Here is a 15,158-nt window from a genome sequence, read left to right on the forward strand (position 1 = left end):
CTTTGAAAGGCGGCGTGCTTCAGGCGCGCGGCCAACGCCCGGCGCCGCACAGACCTTGAACTGTTGTGGCGCCTTTGTCCGTCCGGGCCTGCGCGCGGTGTCTGCAGCGTCCGCGGTGTCCATGACGGGCAACGATCCGCAAGAAAGGTCATCCCCATGCAAGCCTCGACCCCGGGAGGGTCCTCTCCATCCTTGCTGCGCTACCGCGTGGCCGTGGCCTCGCGCGCCTTGGCGGCGATCGGCGGCGGCTATCTGCTGTCGGCCGCCTGCGCCGCCACGGGCGCGCGCGCCATGGTCTGGCTGGGCGTGGAACGGGCCGATGCGGCGCTGGGCTCGACGCTGCTGGCCTTCATCATCTACGCCGTGGCGGCCATGTGGGCCTTTGGCTGCGCCAGCGCCTGGCGTGCCTGGGCCGTGATCGGCCTGCCGGGCGCGGGCCTGGGACTGCTGGCCTGGATGCTGTCGAACGGAGCCGCCGCATGAGGGCAGACGGCAAACCCGAGGGACTGCGCCAGTCCATGTCCTGGCTGCACACCTGGAGCGGCCTGCTGCTGGGCTGGCTGCTCTACGCGGTGTTCTTCACGGGCACCCTGAGCTATTTCCGCGACGAGATCAACGACTGGATGCGGCCGGAGCTGCACGGCTCGGTGCAGGACGCCGACACCGCGCAGCGCGCACTGAACGCCATGCAGCGCATCGCGCCGGAGGCCACGACCTGGACGCTGGGCCTGCCCGGCCCGCGCCAGGTGGCGGTGGCCGCATCCTGGCGCGAGCCCGGCGCCGCCACGGGCCGCGCAGGCACCAAGCGCGCCGAGATCGACGCCGCCACGGGCGAGAAGCTGGAGCCGCGCGAGACACGCGCCGGCAACTTCTTCTACCGCTTCCACTTCGAGCTGCACGCCATGCCGCGCATCTGGGGCCGCTGGATCGTGGGCTTCGCCACCATGCTGATGTTCGTGGCCATCATCACGGGCGTGATCACGCACAAGAAGATCTTCACGGACTTCTTCACCTTCCGCCCGCGCAAGGGCCAGCGCTCCTGGCTGGACGCGCACAACGCCACGGCCGTGCTGGCATTGCCGTTTCACATCGTCATCACCTTCAGCGGCCTGGTGCTGCTGATGTTCATGCTCATGCCCTGGGGCATACAGGCGGCCTACAACGGCGACACCAATGCCTACTTCGCCGATGTGCGGGGCGCGCGCGGTCAGGCGGCCAACCAGGGCCCGGGCGCGCGCGGTGGCAAACAGGAGCGCCAGGCCGCCGCGCTGGCCGATATCGCGCCCATGCTGGCCGAGGGCGCGCGCCGCTGGCCCGAGCACGGCGTGGGCAGCATCACCGTCAACGCGCCCGGCACCTCGCGCGCGGTGGTCGAGTTGCGCGAAGGCGGCGGCATGAGCCTCATCAACCGCGGCCAGTCCGAGACGCTGCGCTTCGACGGCGTGACCGGCCAGTTGCAGGCCAGCCCCGAGGCGCCCGCCATCTCCTGGGTGCGCGCCACCGGCAACGTGATCACCGGCGTGCACCTGGGCCGCTTTGCAGAGCCCGCCACGCGCTGGCTGCTGCTGCTCAGCGGCGTGGTCGGCACCTTCATGGCCGCGTCCGGCATGGTGCTGTGGGTGGTCAAGCGCATGCCCGAGCGCCGCAAGCTGGGCCGCACGCCCTTCGGCCACCGTCTGGTGGAGGTGCTCAACGTGGGCTCCATCGCGGGCCTGTCGGTGGCCGTGGCCGGCTTCTTCTGGCTCAACCGCCTGCTGCCGGTGCCCATGCAGGCGCGCAGTGATTGGGAGATCAACGGCTTCTTCATCATCTGGCTGCTGTGCCTGCTGCATCCGCTGCGGGTCTCGCACCGCAATGCCTGGCTGCAGCAGATGGCGCTGGCCGCCGTGCTGTACGCGCTGCTGCCCCTGCTCAACCTGCTGACGGGCGGCGCATCGCTGGTGCAGACCCTGGCCAACGGGCAGTGGAGCATCGCCAGCTTCGATCTGCTGATGCTGGGCCTGGCCGCCATCCACGGCGTGGTGGCCTGGTGGCTGCTGCGCGGCAAGCCGGCAGTGGCTGCAGCGCCTGCAGCCCCCCGCACGCAAGCCCGCGCCGCCAGCCATGCCCCTACGCTGGAGCGCGCGTCATGATGATTCTTGCCACCCTTTGCCTGGCCTTTGCAGGCTTTGCCGTCGTCGCCGCTTCCATGGACCGGCACCAGGACCAACTGGGCACCGAAGGCCTGGCACCCGCGCGCCTGAAGGCCTGGCGGCTGGCCGGCTACGCGCTGTTGGCCCTATCGCTGGCGCCCTGCCTGCTGCGCTGGAATGCCTCGGTGGCCTTGGCCGCCTGGCTGGGCCTGCTGACCTTTGCCGCGCTGGCCCTGGGCCTGCTGCTGACCTATGCGCCGCAGTTCGCGCGGCGTGTGGCGGCCGCTGCAGCGGCGGCGGGGCTGCTGGCCTGGCTGGTGGCTGGCTGATTCAATAGGCGGCAGCTGCCTGCTGTGCCGGCGCGGCCACCGGCGAATCATCGAACTGCCCCCGCAGCCTGCGCGCCGCATTCGCAAACAGCAGCACATCCACGCCCACGGCCACGAAGCTGCAGCCCAGGTCCAGGTAGCGGCGGGCCAGGGCGGGGTCCGAGGTCAGGGTGCCGGCCGCCTTGCCGCTGGCGATGATGGTCTTCATGGCGGCTTCGATGGCGGCCTGCACTTCCGGGTGGCCCGGGTTGCCGCGGTGGCCCATGGAGGCGGCCAGGTCGGCGGGGCCGATGAAGACGCCGTGCACGCCGTCCACCGCGCAGATGGCTTCAAGGTTGTGCAGCGCGGCCACGGTCTCGGCCTGCACCAGCAGGCAGACCTCGTCGTCGGCCACCTGCAGGTAGTCGGCGCGTGCGCTCCACTGCGATGCGCGGCCCACGGCGCTGCCCACGCCGCGCACGCCCAGCGGCGGGTAGCGCGTGGCGGCCACCACGGCGCGCGCCTGTTCGGCCGTGTCCACCATGGGCACGAGCAAGGTGGTGGCGCCTATGTCCAGCATCTGCTTGATCAGGGCCGTGCTGCCTTCGACCACGCGCACCACGGCCTGGGCCGGGTGCGGGGCCACGGCCTGCAGCGCAGCCAGGGTGCTGCGCACGTCGTTGGGCGCGTGCTCGCCGTCGATCAGCAGCCAGTCGTAGCCGCAGGTGGCGGCCGCCTCGGCCAGGTAGGGGTCGGCCATGGACAGCCACAGGCCGATGCGGGGCTGGCCTGCGGCCAGGGCGGTCTTGAAGGGGTTATGAGCTGGCATGGTGTCCGGTGATTTCGTTGAGGGAAAGATTCAGTCCAGCAGGCCCTGACAGACGTATTTGGTGTGCAGGTAGTCGTCCAGGCCGTGGGTAGAGCCCTCGCGGCCGTAGCCCGATTCCTTGACGCCGCCGAAGGGCGCTGCCTCGGCGGCCAGTGCGCCTTCGTTGATGCCGACGATGCCGGTCTCCAATGCATCGGCCATGCGCCAGATGCGGCGTGCGTCGTTGCTGTAGAAGTAGGCGGCCAGGCCGAAGGGCGTGTCGTTGGCGGCGGCGATGACCTCGTCCTCGCTGTCGAAGACGGTGAGCGGCGCCACGGGGCCGAAGGTTTCCTCACAGGCGCAGGCCATGGAGGCATCGGCGCCCGTGAGCACGGTGGGCGCGTAGTAGTTGGCGCCCAGGGCATCCAGGCGCCTGCCGCCCGTGAGCACCCTGGCGCCGCGCGCCACGGCGTCCCGCACATGGCGTTCGATCTTTTCCACGGCGCGCGCATTGATCATGGGGCCGATCTGCGAGGCCGGGTCGCTGGCCGGGCCCACGTGCAGCGCGGCCACGCGCGCGGCCAGCTTCTGTGCAAACGCGTCGTGCACGCTGCGGTGCACGAAGACGCGGTTGGGGCACACGCAGGTCTGGCCGCCATTGCGGAACTTGGCGGCCATGAAGCCGTCGACGGCGGCCTCGATGTCGGCGTCCTCGAAGACGATGAAGGGCGCATTGCCGCCCAGCTCCAGCGAGAGCTTCTTGAGCGTGTCGGCGCTGCGCCGCGCCAGGTGCTTGCCCACGGGCGTGGAGCCCGTGAAGGTGATCTTGCGCACGCGCGCGTCGTCCAGCCAGACATCCACCACCTCGGGCGTCTTCTCGCGCGAGGCCGTGACGATGTTGAGCACGCCGGCCGGCACGCCCGCCTCCTGGGCCAGCAGCACCAGGGCCAGCGAGGTCAGCGGCGTGTCTTCCGCGGGCTTGCAGACCACGGTGCAGCCGGCGGCCAGCGCGGGCGCGATCTTGCGGGCGATCATGGCGGCCGGAAAGTTCCAGGGCGTGATGGCGGCCACCACGCCCACGGGCTCGCGCAGCGCAAACATGCGCCGGCCCGGCACGGGCGCGGGAATGATCTCGCCGTTCATGCGCGTGGCCTCTTCGGCAAACCATTCGATGTAGCTGGCCGCGTAGGCGACCTCGCCCTTGCCCTCGGCCAGGGGCTTGCCCTGCTCGCGGCTGATGAGGCGGCCCAGGTCGTCCTGGTGGGCCAGCACCAGATCGTTCCAGCGCTTGATGATGGCGGCGCGCTGTTTGGCGGGCGTCTTGCGCCAGGCGGGGAAGGCGGCATGCGCGGCGTCCAGCGCGGCGCGGGCCTCGGCGGCGCCGGAGTCGGGCACCTCGGTGATCAGTGCGCCCGTGGCGGGGTCGGTCACGGCCAGGCGCGGGGCGGGAGCGGCGGGCGTGGCCGTCGCGGTCGTCCATTGGCCGGCGATGAAGTTGGCGCTGCGCAGCAGCTCGGGGCGGGTCAGGGTCAGTGGCATGGAGTCGGTGGATGCAGGTGTTGTAAGGGGCGGCTCAGCTCACGATGCCCAGGTGCCAGGGCACGAACTCATGGTCGCCCAGGCCCAGGGCCTCGCTCTTGGTGGGCTCGCCGCTGGCGTGGCGCAGGATCTGCGCGAAGATGCGCTGCCCCATCTCGGGCACGCCGCATTCGCCGTCCACGATCAGGCCGCAGTTGATGTCCATGTCTTCCTCCAGGCGCCGGTACATGGGCGTGTTGCTGGCCAGCTTGATGGTGGGCGCGGGCTTGCTGCCGAACATGGAGCCGCGCCCCGTGGTGAAGCAGATCAGGTGCGCGCCGCTGGCAATCTGGCCCGTGGAGGCCACGGGGTCGTAGCCCGGCGAGTCCATGAACACAAAGCCCGGCTCGGTGATGGGCTCGGCATATTCGTAGACGGCGCGCAGCGGCGTGGTGCCGCCCTTCATGGCCGAGCCCAGCGATTTCTCGAAGATGTTGGCCAGGCCGCCGGCCTGGTTGCCGTGGCCGACCACGCCGTTGAACTGCGCGTTCTGGCCGGCCGCGTAGCGCTCCCACCAGGCCAGGCGGTCCAGCAGCTTCTGCCCCACGGCAGGCGTGATGGCGCGGCGCGTGAGCATGAATTCCACGCCATGGATCTCGGGCGTTTCCGACAGGATGGCCGTGCCGCCGTGGCGCACCAGGATGTCCATGGCCGCGCCCAGGGCCGGGTTGGCCGTGATGCCCGAAAACCCGTCCGAGCCGCCGCACTCCAGCCCGATCTTCAGGTGGCTGGCGCTGACCGTGCTGCGCCGCGCGGCGTCGGCCTCGGGCAGCATCTCTTCGATGGCGCGGATGCCTGCCTCTATGGTCACGCGCGTACCGCCGACCTCCTGCATCACCAGGGTGCGCATGAGCCGGCCTTCGCTCAGGCCCTGCGACTGCACCAGGGCATCGACCTGGTTGCGCTCGCAGCCCAGGCCCACGATGAGCACGCCGGCCAGGTTGGGGTGGCGCGCATAGCCGGCCAGCGTGCGGCGCAGCACGTCGAAATGCTCGCTGGGCGAGGACATGCCGCAGCCGCTGGTCTGGGCGAAGGCCACCACGCCGTCCACGTTGGGGAAGGCCGCCATGCGCTCGGCCGTGAAATGCGCGGCAATGCGCTTGATCACCGTGGCCGAGCAGTTCACCGACGACAGGATGCCGATGAAGTTGCGCGTGCCCACGCCGCCGCCGGCGCGCACAAAGCCCTGGAAGCTGGCGCGCTGCGCCTCCGGCACATAGTCCACGGGCCGCACATCGGCGCCGAAGGCCGGGTCGCGGTAGTAGTCCACGATGCGCAGGTTGTGGCTGTGCACATAGTCGCCGGCCTCCAGCTCGCGCATGGCCACGCCGATCACGGTGTCGTACTTCTTCACCTGCTCGCCCTCTGCGATGCGGCGCGCGGCGATCTTGTGGCCCGCAGGCACCTGGGCGCGGGCGCGCACGCCCAGTTCGGGAATCTCCTGGCCCAGCGACAGAGCGGTCCTGGCGACCAGCACGTTGTCGTTGGGATGCAGGTGCAGCAGGGGGCTATCGGTGCGGGACATGCGGGACTTTCATGGACGGATATTTGCGGGAGGGGCCAAGCCCCAGGTCAAAAGAGAGCGTTCTTTCATCAGGTAGACGCATGTGAAAGCGGCATGCCCCAAGCCAGGGGCACCGAGCAAGGGCCGCCCCGCAGTGAGGGTGCCGTCCCCTGGGGGAAGGCGCGAAGCGCCTCAGGGGGGGTCAACTCCTCATCAATTCGCGCAGCTTGAGCTTGTCGATCAAAGCGGTCTCTTTTTGATAGACCGTGTTGACGTATTTCTCGTAGTCCGGGCCATCCAGGTACAGCAGCGGCGCATCCAGCTTCTCGGCCACGGACTTGAACTCGGGGCTGGCCACGGCGGCGCGGAAGGCCTCGCGCAGCCTGGCCGCCACGGCCGGGTCCAGGCCACGCGGCGCGCCGATGCCGTTGGGCGCATCGACCACCACGTCGTAGCCGCATTCGCGCAGCGTGGGCACGTCCTTGAAGCGCGCCGTGCGCTGCTCGCCCCAGGTGGCCAGCAGGCGCAGCTTGCCGGCTTCCACATGGGGGGCCCAGGAGCTGGAGTCGGCCAGCGCATCCACATGGCCGCCCAGCACACCCTGCAGTGCCTCGGCGCCGCCCTTGTAGGGCACATGGTTGAGCTGTATGCCGGCCACGCCCGCAAACTCCTCCATGCCCACATGCGTGGCACCGCCCACGCCTGCATGGGCATAGGTCACCTGGCCGGGCCTCGCCTTGGCGGCGGCCACGAAGTCCTTGAGCGTCTTGAACGGCGAATGGGCGGGCACGGCAATGCCGAAGGTCTGGCCCGAGGTGCGCGCGATGTAGGTGTAGTCCTTGCGCGGATCGGCCTGCAGGCTGCCCAGCTGCGAAAAGCGCGTGACCGAGATGGGAATCTGGCCGATGGTGTAGCCGTCCGCCTTGGCCGAGGCCAGCGCCTTGGCGCCGATCATTCCCGAGGCGCCCGCGCGGTTCTCCACCGCGATCGGCTGGCCCAGCAGCTTGCCGGCCACGGTGCACAGCGCGCGCATGGACTGGTCGGCCGTGCCGCCCGCAGGCCAGGGGCAGATGAAGGTGATGGGGCGTTCGGGCCAGTTCTGGGCGAAGAGGGGGCCGGTGGCTGCCAGTGCGCTGGCGCCGAGGGTGGCGAGCACGAATTCGCGCCGGCTTGCATGGCGTGTGCGTGGGGTGTTCATCGCTTGTCTCCTGTATTGGCTTTTCGCAGCCCTGTGATCCGGGCCTTGGGCTGACTGGCGCGATTGTTCAGCGCCTGATCATGACAATCCAATGAAAAGATAGACTGGCTTCATAACCTCAAAGCTATGAAGACCCCATGAGCAAGATTGACCGCGTGCTGCGCTCCAACCTCAAGCTGCGCCATCTGCAGCTGCTGGTGGCGCTGGACCAGTTCCGCCATCTGGGCCGCGCCGCCGAGTTCCTGGCCGTGACCCAGCCCGCCGTCTCCAAGACCCTGGCCGAGATCGAGCGCATGCTGGACATGACGCTGTTCGAGCGCTCCACGCGAGGCACCGAGCCCACGGCGGCCGGCGTCAGCATGGTGCGCTTTGCGCGCTCGGTGCTGGCGGGCTTCGAACGCACGCGCGATGAAATGGCGGCCGAGGCCAGCGGCACGCGCGGGCGCACCAGCGTGGGCGCCATGGTCGTGGCCACGCCCGTGCTGCTGGCCCGGGCCGTCGAGCAGTTGAAGGCGCGATCGGCCCAGACCACGGTGCTGGTCGAGGAGGGCGATCTCACGCGGCTGCTGCCCAAGCTGCGCATGGGCGAGCTGGACCTGTTCGTGGGCCGGCTCGAACCCGGCTATGCCTCGCCCGACCTGGAGACCGAAGCCCTGTACGACGAGCCCATGGTCGCCGTCGTGCGCCCCGGCCATGCGTTGCTGGCGCAGCCTGCGAGCTGGCAGGCGCTGGCCGACATGCCCTGCGTCATGCCCCCGCCCTGGGCATCGCTGCGCGTGAAGCTGGAGCAGCAGTTCTTCGCCCACGGCCTGCATCCTCCGGCCGATCTGGTGGAGTCCGCCTCATTCCTGTCGCAGATCAGCTTCCTGCACCAGCGCGGCGCTGTGGCCTTCATGGCGCGCGGCGTGGCCGAGCATTTCGCGCAGCAGGGGCTGGTCGCCGTGCTGGACCTGCCCGTGCCCATCGACCTGCCCCCCGTGGGCCTGATCACCCTGCGCGGCCAGCCGATGACGGCGACGACGCGCTTGCTGGTGGAGTGTTTGCGGGCGGTGGGGAACAGCCTGGCGTCGCGCTGAAATCGTCTTGGGAAGTGGAAGTGGAGGCGGAAGCGGAAGTGAGCCTGGGGCCGGCCGGATGCCGCGTCAGCTCTGCGCCACCGGCATGCCCACCACCAGCCCGTCGAGCTGCGGCGAGACCGTGATCTGGCAGGCCAGCCGCGAGTCGCCGCGCACGTCGAGGGCGAAGTCCAGCATCTCCCTTTCGCCGCCCTGGGCCGGGCCCACGCGGTCCAGCCACTCCGGTTGTATGTAGACATGGCAGGTGGCGCAGGCACAGGCGCCGCCGCATTCGGCATCGATGCCCGGCACGCCGTTGGAGACAGCGGCGCGCATGAGGCTCTGGCCGTCCGTGGCCTGCACCACGTGCTCGCGGCCGCAGTGTTCTATGAAGGTGATGGTGGTCATGGCGTGGGTGGGGCTTTGGGGGGGCGGGGCGGGAAACCGGGGTCGGCGCAATGCGTGGCGGCGATGGCCTTGCGCGCTGCCATGAATTCGCCCGGTGAGTTCACGCATTCGGCGGCGCACAGCTGGCCACCGCGCAGGTGCAGGACGGCGAACCTGCCGCTGGCCGGGTCGCCGCGCAGCACGGTCTGGTCGCCATGGCCGGGCAGGCCGGCGATCTGCAGCTTGGTGTCGTACTGATCGGACCAGAACCAGGGCGCTTCATGGGCGGGCAGTGCGCGGCCCGTGATGGCGCAGGCTGCGCGCCGGGCCTGTTCGAGCGCGCTGGGCACGCTCTCGAGCCGGTGCAGCCCGGGGTAGCCGGCCAGCGGGCGGCGCGTGGCATCGCCTATGGCGTAGATGCCGGCCATGGCGGTACGGCCTTCGCCGTCCACGGCAATGCCGCCCGCGCAGTCCAGGCCGAGGGACTGCGCCAGTTCCACGCTGGGCGCGGCGCCCACGCCGATGAGCACCGCATCGCACTCCAGCTGGGTGCCATCGGCCATCGCCAGGCCCGTGATGCTGGCGGGGTTGTCGCCCTGGATGGCGGCTACCGAGGCGTTGAAATGGAAGTCCACGCCCTGGCCCGCATGCAGGTCCTGCAGGTGCGCGGCCATCTGCGACGAGGCGCTGCGCGACAGCAGTCTGCCTTCGCGCTCGATGACCCGGACCTGCACGCCCAGCTTGCGGGCCGTGGACGCGACTTCGAGACCCACATAGCCGCCGCCGATGATGGCCAGGCAGCGGGCGGTCTGCAGGTGGCTCCGCAGCGCCTGCGCGTCTTCCATGGTGCGCAGGTAGGTCACGCCGGGGCGCTCACCCCCGGGCAGGGCCAGCCAGCGCGGTGCGGCGCCTGTGGCAATGATCAGGTGGTCGTAGTGCAGTGCCGACCCGTCGTTCAGCGCCATCTGCCGCGAGCCCGGCTCTATGGCCATGGCGCGCACGCCCAGGCGCAGGGTGATGGCCTGGTCGGCATAGGCGCTGGCGGGCCTCAGCAGCAGTTCGTCCGGGCCCATGGCCTGCTGCAGCCAGGCCTTGGACAGCGGCGGGCGCTGGTAGGGCGGCAGGTCTTCGCCGCCGACCAGGGTGATGGGACCCGGGTGGCCGTACTGGCGCAGCAGGGCGGCCAGGGTGCCACCGGCGTGTCCGGCGCCGATGATGACGGCGTGGCCTTGGGCGTGTTGTGCGGGGGTCATGATGCACCTTTGCACGATGTCTGGACTGCGGGGCGTGCGCAGATCTCGTCCCAGGCTTGCCGCATGAAGCGCGCGGCCGCCACGTTCTGCTCCAGCAGGTCATAGCGTGCGCCCAGGCCGTAGTCGGGCAGGTTGATGAACTCGGTGGTGAGGTGGCGCAGCGGGCTGTGCGGTCGCGCGTGGTGGTAGGCCAGCACCTTGCGGATGGCCTCTTTGGAGGGCTCCAGCAGATAGGCGTGCCAGGGCGAATGCCATTCGCCGGGGCCGGGGCGCAGCATGGGGTACTGGATGCCCCGGCCCGGGCTGCCGTCCTCGTTGCGGTGCCACAGGTTCAGGGGCTGGTTGGGGCCGGCTGCGCGCAGCTGGGCCCAGCGCACGATGCCCATGTCCAGCCATTGTTCGCACAGCGAGCCGGGCTCGAAGGGGTCCAGCACCAGTTCGCCGCTCTCGACCAGTTCGCGCACGCCCGACAGTTCTTGCTCGGCCGGGTTGCCGATCTTGAAGTTCACATGGCTGTAGTCCAGCGTGAAGTGGAAGGGCACGCCATGCGTCTGCACGCGCCGGGCCACCTCGCGTACGCGCAGTAAATCCTCGGTCCACATGTTGACGTGCAGCTCGAAGCTGGGCTCCACGCCCAGAGACATGGCGTCGTCGTAGACGCGCAGGTAGTGGTCGGTGATCTCGGCATCGTCCAGCACATGGCCGTCGCGGTGGTGCTTGAAGGTCATGATGTTGTGGCAGCGCGCGCCTATGGCCTGGCAGATGCGCAGGTTGTGGGCCAGCAGGGCCTCGTCCTCGCCCAGGCGGTAGAACCAGCTGGCCGTGTGCACGGGCAGGTTGAACTCGGCGATGGCGGCCTCGTACTCGGCCATTTGCGTGCGCAGCGGCAGGCGGTCGAAGCAGTCGAAGGCGCCGGTTTCACTGACCAGGCGGAACTGCTCGCGTATGGGCAGCTCCTGAAGGCCGATGGGTTGGTGGCGCGAGGAGCGCTGCACGCCACGGCCGTTGCAGCCGATGGGCGGGAGGGTCGGGTGGGTGTCGTCGTGCATGGCCCGCTCCTCAGCCGCCCGTGGGCGCGCCCTCGATCATGCGGTCCACCATGCGGCGCATGCGCCGGGGGGCCGCATCGATGGCGATCTTGATGGTCTTGCGCGTGGCAAAGCGCTTTTCGTTGCGCTCTATGGCTTCGAGGATGGCCTTGTCCTCGGCGAAGGCGACGCGGAAGTCGGCGGAGAGGGCCGCATTGGTGTCGGCATCGGCCGTGAAGTTCTTGACGTGCAGCCAGTGGTCGATGGAGGTGTTCCGGTCCACGGGCGTCATGAAGTGGCAGGCATAGATCTGCATGCAGTTGTCGCGCCGGCCCTCGGGTGCGCCCGTGCCCGTGGCGGCACTGCCGAAGTCGATGATGGCGATGCTGGGCGCGTGGTAGTGGTAGTAGTGCCAGCGGTCTACGTTGCCGCTGAAATTGCCGTACTTGGCGAACAGCGGAATGGCCGGCGCATCGATGATCCAGCGCCAGGTGACGATGCGGCCGTCCAGCTCCTCGTGGTGCACGGGGATGTCCTCGCTGGCCGCGTTGCCCAGCGTGCTCAGGTGAACAAAGCTCACATGGGCCGGGTCGCAGAGGTTGTCGGCCAGGTTCAGGTAGTTGGCCTCTATGCGCAGCGCATCGCCTTCGACGGCGCTCCACGCGGGGTCGTGGTACTGGGGCAGGTCGAACACGGGCACGCCGGCAGCGCGCGAGGGATCGCCCATCCAGATCCAGACCAGGCCCATGTTCTCGCGCACGGGGTAGGTGGTGACCAGGGCGTTGTTCGGAATCATGTCCTGGCCCGGCACGCGTGTGCAGCGGCCGCTGCAGTCGAAGGTCAGGCCGTGGTAGCCGCATTCGATGGCATCGCCCTTGAGCTTGCCCATGGACAGCGGCAGCAGGCGGTGGGGACAGGCGTCCTCCATGGCCACGACGGCGCCCGCCTCGGTGCGGTAGAGCACCACGTCGCGTTCGACGATGCGGTGTGCCGACAGTTCGCGGCCCACGTTGCGGGACCAGGTCAGGGGGTACCAGGTATCGAGCACATAGGTTTCCATGGGGGGCTCCTTGTTGGGTGTTCACTCAAATCTGTTGATCTCTGCATCACGGTCATGGGGCTGGGCTGCCTCTGCCTTTACATCCGGCACCTGCTGAGCAGGCGCCACCTCAGAAGTAGTGGCGCAGGCCCAGGCCCCAGGTCTGGCCGCTGCCGGCGCCTGTTCCCGAGACGCGGTCGTGCAGATGGTTGAGATAGATGTCCGTGCGTTTGGACAGCGGGTAGTCGTAGCCCAAGGCCCAGGTGTTGCGCCGGGCGTCTTCGGCGCCCGAGGTGCGTGCATGGCCGTACGAGGCCAGCACGGCGCCCGGGCCTGCAGGGATGGACAGGCCGAGCTGGCCGCTGTTTCTTTGCCGGTCCGCGCCGGCCACGCGGTCGGCCAGCCGCTGGTATTGGGCGAACAGCTTGACGGCGCCCAGGTCGTAGGAGCTGCCCAGCAGCCAGGCACTCTGGCGGTCAAAGCCGCTGGCGGCTGCGTTGGCGTAGGCCACGCTCTGGTAGGCGACGGCGGCAGAGAACGCTCCGCCCGCGTAGTTGAGGCTGGCGCCGTACTTGTCCGCGTCGCGGCGCTGGGCTGACGGTGTGCCGGAAGGCGGCTCGAACGAGTACTGCAGCCGCGCCGTGAAGCCGCTCCATGACGGGCTGGTGTAGAGCAGGCTGTCGCTCCATCCGGAATCTCCGCGCAGCGGGGCGGCTGCCGTGCCATGCGGGCCGAAGCTGTGCAGCACCGCAGGCGAGAACGAGAAGGAACCCGCATACGGGTTGAAGGCGATGGTGGCCAGCCAATAGGGCGTGGTGTTGCGGCCCAGCTGCAGCGTGCCCCAGGCGCTGTCCAGTCCCACATAGGCGCTGCGTGCGAAGAAGGCGTCATTGGTGAATCGCCCCTCGGCGCCGCTGTCTGCGCGGTAGAAGGCCTCCAGCGCGAACACGGCCTTCAGCCCGCCGCCCAGTGTCTCCGTTCCGCGCAAGGCCCAGAAATTGGTCTGCATGCCGCCCGGCGTGAGCACGCCCGTGCCCTTGTCCACGCCCAGCGGCCGCGAGAACCCCGCGAAGGCATCGATCTGGCCTTGCAGCGTTACCTGCGCTTGCGCCGGCATCGGGGTGACGGGGATGAGGAGGGTGAGCGCCGCTGCGGCCCGGGCGTTGGCGTGCCATGTCTTCGGATGCGTGCGTTGCATGGGTTCTTTCCTTCTGTCGTGGTCACTTGCAAATTGCGGTTGGTCAGGAAAATTAAGTGTGTGCGCTTTATTTTTGTCGGATCTCTTGCAAGGATCGGCATGAGTCTTCTGCGCGAACTGATCCAGTAACTGCTGGTGTTGGCTGGATTTTGTTTTGAATGATGTGCTGTGACTATCGGGAAAACACTTGATTTGTTTTTTGCTATCGTATCTAGCATTGAGCGTAGGCGCTTGAAATTCACTGCAGTCAGATGCTTCCGCCGGATCGGGATGCGGTGCGCCAGCTCAGTCTTGGACGGTGGCAATGGTCAACACAGCAAGGAGCTGAGATGTCAGTTCACAGCAATGCAGGCAGGGGTGGGGCTGCGGGGCAAACGGAGCAGGGGCAGAGGCAGGAGCGGGAGCGGCGCGAGCTGTACGGGCGCGTGACATGGCGGCTCGTGCCCTTTTTCTGCCTGTGCTACCTGGCCGCGTATCTGGACCGCATCAACGTGGGGCTGGCCAAGCTGCAGATGCAGCAGGACCTGGGCTTCAGCGAGACGGTGTACGGCCTGGGCGCGGGCCTGTTCTTCGTGGGCTACATCCTCTTCGAGGTGCCCAGCAACCTGGTGCTGGCGCGCATGGGCGCGCGGCTGTGGATCGCGCGGATCATGATCACCTGGGGATTGATCTCGGGGGCGACCATGTTCGTGAGCACGCCCATGCAGTTCTATGTGCTGCGCTTTCTGCTGGGCGTGGCCGAGGCCGGGTTCTTCCCCGGCGTGATGCTGTACCTGACCTATTGGTATCCCACGCGCATGCGCAGCAAGATCATGGCGCTGTTCCTGATCGGCCTGCCGCTGGCCAGCCTGGTCGGGGCGCCGCTGTCGGGCTGGATCATGACGGCCTTTGCCGGCGTGCGCGGCTACGCGGGCTGGCAGTGGCTGTTCTTCCTGGAGGCGATTCCCTCGGTGCTGCTGGGCCTGCTGGTCTTCGTCTATCTGCCCAACAGCATCGAGTCGGCCAAGTGGCTGTCTGCACGCGACAAAGGCGTGCTGCGCGGCCAGCTCGACGACGACCGGCTGGCCGAGTCCCACCATTCGCTGTGGGCGGCGCTGTCCAGCGGGCGGGTCTGGCTGCTGGGAATGATCGATCTGAGCCTGATGATGTCCACCTATGCGATCAGTTTCTGGCTGCCGACCATCATCCGCGAGGCGGGCGTGAAGAGCACGTTCGAGATCGGCCTGCTCACGGCCATTCCCAACGCCTTCGCCATTGCCGCGCTGCTGCTCAACGGCATCAGCTCCGACCGGCGGCGCGAGCGGCGCTGGCACATCGTGCTGCCGGCGCTGGCGGGCGCGGCCGCCATGGCGCTGAGCACGCTGTACACCGGCCATGTGTTCGCCACCGTGCTGCTGTTCTCGCTGGCGACGGCGGGCATCATGGCGGCCTTTCCCGTGTTCTGGTGCCTGCCCGCCACCTTCCTCACGGGGCCGGCGGCGGCGGCCGGCATTGCGCTGATCGCCTCCATTGCCAACCTCGGCGGCTTTGCGGCCACCTATGTGCTGGGCTGGCTCAAGGATCTCACGCACTCGTCGAGCGCAGGCCTGCTGCTGTTCGCCGCCTGCCTGGTGGCCGGCAGCCTGCTGACGCTGGCCCTGCCCAAGGCCGTGGTCAACCGCTGAGGGCAG

14 protein-coding genes are annotated in these 15,158 nt (G+C 69.0%); 5 read left to right on the plus strand and 9 right to left on the minus strand.

The genetic code is table 11. The features are described from left to right. Positions 1 to 156 precede the first annotated feature (156 nt). The 3 genes from PO605_RS02300 to PO605_RS02310 are packed head-to-tail and all read left to right on the plus strand — an operon-like array spanning position 157 to position 2,461. Complete coding sequence (locus tag PO605_RS02300; RefSeq protein ID WP_012204261.1) at positions 157 to 483, plus strand: DUF3649 domain-containing protein; 327 nt, start codon at positions 157 to 159, stop codon at positions 481 to 483. Next, entirely contained in the window at positions 480 to 2,132 is a 1,653-nt protein-coding gene (locus tag PO605_RS02305; protein WP_272205943.1) for a PepSY-associated TM helix domain-containing protein, read from the plus strand. The genes PO605_RS02300 and PO605_RS02305 overlap by 4 nt, the downstream gene beginning before the upstream one ends. Then, the gene (locus PO605_RS02310) at positions 2,129 to 2,461 is read left to right on the plus strand and encodes a DUF3325 domain-containing protein (protein WP_047474035.1); all 333 of its coding nucleotides are present in this window, start codon (positions 2,129 to 2,131) and stop codon (positions 2,459 to 2,461) included. Before PO605_RS02305 ends, PO605_RS02310 begins: the two co-directional genes overlap by 4 nt. A gap of 1 nt (position 2,462) precedes the next feature. On the opposite strand, the gene hpaI is transcribed toward PO605_RS02310, so the two are convergent. The 4 genes from hpaI to PO605_RS02330 all read right to left on the minus strand — a co-directional run bounded on the left by hpaI (position 2,463) and on the right by PO605_RS02330 (position 7,528). Continuing rightward, on the minus strand, positions 2,463 to 3,269 hold the full coding sequence (gene hpaI, locus PO605_RS02315) for a 4-hydroxy-2-oxoheptanedioate aldolase (RefSeq protein WP_063326803.1): 807 nt from the start codon (positions 3,267 to 3,269) through the stop codon (positions 2,463 to 2,465). A 30-nt stretch (positions 3,270 to 3,299) separates the two neighbouring features. Next, the gene (locus PO605_RS02320; RefSeq protein ID WP_272205946.1) at positions 3,300 to 4,787 is read right to left on the minus strand and encodes an NAD-dependent succinate-semialdehyde dehydrogenase; all 1,488 of its coding nucleotides are present in this window, start codon (positions 4,785 to 4,787) and stop codon (positions 3,300 to 3,302) included. Between the two features lie 34 nt (positions 4,788 to 4,821). Beyond that, the gene (locus PO605_RS02325) at positions 4,822 to 6,351 is read right to left on the minus strand and encodes a UxaA family hydrolase (RefSeq protein ID WP_047474619.1); all 1,530 of its coding nucleotides are present in this window, start codon (positions 6,349 to 6,351) and stop codon (positions 4,822 to 4,824) included. Between the two features lie 181 nt (positions 6,352 to 6,532). After that, positions 6,533 to 7,528 (minus strand): Bug family tripartite tricarboxylate transporter substrate binding protein, encoded by a 996-nt coding sequence (locus PO605_RS02330; protein WP_047474617.1) that lies wholly within the window; start codon positions 7,526 to 7,528, stop codon positions 6,533 to 6,535. A 137-nt stretch (positions 7,529 to 7,665) separates the two neighbouring features. On the opposite strand from PO605_RS02330, the gene PO605_RS02335 reads away from it, so the two are divergent. Next, positions 7,666 to 8,604 carry a LysR substrate-binding domain-containing protein gene (locus PO605_RS02335; RefSeq protein ID WP_047474613.1) on the plus strand — a complete coding sequence of 313 codons (939 nt, stop codon included), beginning with the start codon at positions 7,666 to 7,668 and terminating at the stop codon, positions 8,602 to 8,604. A gap of 66 nt (positions 8,605 to 8,670) precedes the next feature. Here PO605_RS02335 and PO605_RS02340 read toward each other — a convergent pair whose 3' ends face one another. The 5 genes from PO605_RS02340 to PO605_RS02360 all read right to left on the minus strand — a co-directional run bounded on the left by PO605_RS02340 (position 8,671) and on the right by PO605_RS02360 (position 13,488). Next, complete coding sequence (locus tag PO605_RS02340) at positions 8,671 to 8,991, minus strand: 2Fe-2S iron-sulfur cluster-binding protein (protein ID WP_013803493.1); 321 nt, start codon at positions 8,989 to 8,991, stop codon at positions 8,671 to 8,673. Next, a complete protein-coding gene (locus PO605_RS02345) occupies positions 8,988 to 10,223 on the minus strand; it encodes an NAD(P)/FAD-dependent oxidoreductase (RefSeq protein ID WP_272205948.1) in 1,236 nt (411 codons plus the stop codon). Before PO605_RS02345 ends, PO605_RS02340 begins: the two co-directional genes overlap by 4 nt. Further along, positions 10,220 to 11,272, minus strand: a complete 1,053-nt coding sequence (locus PO605_RS02350; RefSeq protein ID WP_272205949.1) for a xylose isomerase — start codon at positions 11,270 to 11,272, stop codon at positions 10,220 to 10,222. The genes PO605_RS02345 and PO605_RS02350 overlap by 4 nt, the downstream gene beginning before the upstream one ends. A gap of 10 nt (positions 11,273 to 11,282) precedes the next feature. Continuing rightward, the gene (locus PO605_RS02355) at positions 11,283 to 12,311 is read right to left on the minus strand and encodes an aromatic ring-hydroxylating dioxygenase subunit alpha (protein ID WP_272205950.1); all 1,029 of its coding nucleotides are present in this window, start codon (positions 12,309 to 12,311) and stop codon (positions 11,283 to 11,285) included. Between the two features lie 109 nt (positions 12,312 to 12,420). Further along, the gene (locus PO605_RS02360) at positions 12,421 to 13,488 is read right to left on the minus strand and encodes a porin (RefSeq protein WP_272205951.1); all 1,068 of its coding nucleotides are present in this window, start codon (positions 13,486 to 13,488) and stop codon (positions 12,421 to 12,423) included. 329 nt (positions 13,489 to 13,817) lie between these two features. Here PO605_RS02360 and PO605_RS02365 point away from each other — a divergent pair, with 329 nt between their 5' ends. After that, entirely contained in the window at positions 13,818 to 15,152 is a 1,335-nt protein-coding gene (locus PO605_RS02365) for an MFS transporter (RefSeq protein ID WP_272205953.1), read from the plus strand. The last annotated feature ends 6 nt before the right edge of the window (positions 15,153 to 15,158 follow it).

Origin of the sequence: Delftia sp. DT-2, assembly GCF_028401915.1 — a bacterium.
Lineage (GTDB): Bacteria > Pseudomonadota > Gammaproteobacteria > Burkholderiales > Burkholderiaceae_C > Comamonas > Comamonas tsuruhatensis.

What these genes read in the sequence shown, in the direction of transcription:
- PO605_RS02300 (WP_012204261.1), top strand. Translation starts at nt 157, where the DNA reads ATGCAAGCCTCGACCCCGGGAGGGTCCTCTCCATCCTTGCTGCGCTAC.
- PO605_RS02305 (WP_272205943.1), top strand. Translation starts at nt 480, where the DNA reads ATGAGGGCAGACGGCAAACCCGAGGGACTGCGCCAGTCCATGTCCTGG.
- PO605_RS02310 (WP_047474035.1), top strand. Translation starts at nt 2,129, where the DNA reads ATGATGATTCTTGCCACCCTTTGCCTGGCCTTTGCAGGCTTTGCCGTC.
- hpaI (WP_063326803.1), bottom strand. Translation starts at nt 3,269, where the DNA reads ATGCCAGCTCATAACCCCTTCAAGACCGCCCTGGCCGCAGGCCAGCCC.
- PO605_RS02320 (WP_272205946.1), bottom strand. Translation starts at nt 4,787, where the DNA reads ATGCCACTGACCCTGACCCGCCCCGAGCTGCTGCGCAGCGCCAACTTC.
- PO605_RS02325 (WP_047474619.1), bottom strand. Translation starts at nt 6,351, where the DNA reads ATGTCCCGCACCGATAGCCCCCTGCTGCACCTGCATCCCAACGACAAC.
- PO605_RS02330 (WP_047474617.1), bottom strand. Translation starts at nt 7,528, where the DNA reads ATGAACACCCCACGCACACGCCATGCAAGCCGGCGCGAATTCGTGCTC.
- PO605_RS02335 (WP_047474613.1), top strand. Translation starts at nt 7,666, where the DNA reads ATGAGCAAGATTGACCGCGTGCTGCGCTCCAACCTCAAGCTGCGCCAT.
- PO605_RS02340 (WP_013803493.1), bottom strand. Translation starts at nt 8,991, where the DNA reads ATGACCACCATCACCTTCATAGAACACTGCGGCCGCGAGCACGTGGTG.
- PO605_RS02345 (WP_272205948.1), bottom strand. Translation starts at nt 10,223, where the DNA reads ATGACCCCCGCACAACACGCCCAAGGCCACGCCGTCATCATCGGCGCC.
- PO605_RS02350 (WP_272205949.1), bottom strand. Translation starts at nt 11,272, where the DNA reads ATGCACGACGACACCCACCCGACCCTCCCGCCCATCGGCTGCAACGGC.
- PO605_RS02355 (WP_272205950.1), bottom strand. Translation starts at nt 12,311, where the DNA reads ATGGAAACCTATGTGCTCGATACCTGGTACCCCCTGACCTGGTCCCGC.
- PO605_RS02360 (WP_272205951.1), bottom strand. Translation starts at nt 13,488, where the DNA reads ATGCAACGCACGCATCCGAAGACATGGCACGCCAACGCCCGGGCCGCA.
- PO605_RS02365 (WP_272205953.1), top strand. Translation starts at nt 13,818, where the DNA reads ATGTCAGTTCACAGCAATGCAGGCAGGGGTGGGGCTGCGGGGCAAACG.